General features: G+C 44.0%; 1 protein-coding gene. It reads right to left on the bottom strand.

Features of this window, described 5'->3' with window-relative positions; all coding sequences use genetic code 11:
• On the bottom strand, positions 1-529 hold a 529-nt coding region (locus R7093_RS27800), incomplete at both ends, for an AAA family ATPase (RefSeq protein ID WP_318147355.1).

Raw genomic sequence — 529 nt, 5'->3', positions numbered from 1 at the left:
ATCTCTAAGCGCTTCTTTTAAAGCTTCCGGTTCTGGCGCTAAATCTGGATCTGCATAGAGAGACATTGTGGTTTCTGTGCCAGTATTCGCCGTCATGATAATGATGGTGTTTTTAAAATCGATATCTCGACCTTCACCATCTTTAATGGAGCCTTTATCAAACACTTGATAGAAAATATCTTGCACACCGGGGTGCGCTTTTTCCATTTCATCCAACAGAATCACACTGTAAGGTTTACGCCTTACGGCTTCCGTTAGAACGCCCCCCTCACCGTATCCGACATATCCAGGAGGAGAGCCTAACAACAATGAAACCTTATGCTCTTCTTTGAATTCCGACATATTTATCGTGGTTACGTTGTCTTCGCTCCCATAAACTTTCTCTGCGATAGCAAGAGCGGATTCCGTTTTTCCGACACCACTAGGGCCAGTTAATAAAAACACGCCATTAGGTTTGGTTTCATCCGTCAATTGGGCACTTGCTGTTTTGATCACTTCGGACATGATTTCTAGAGCATGATCTTGCCCC

Source organism: Vibrio sp. 1580 (genome assembly GCF_033340055.1).
Note: the sequence above shows the minus strand (reverse complement) of the source record. Positions and strands in the feature narration are given on the sequence as shown.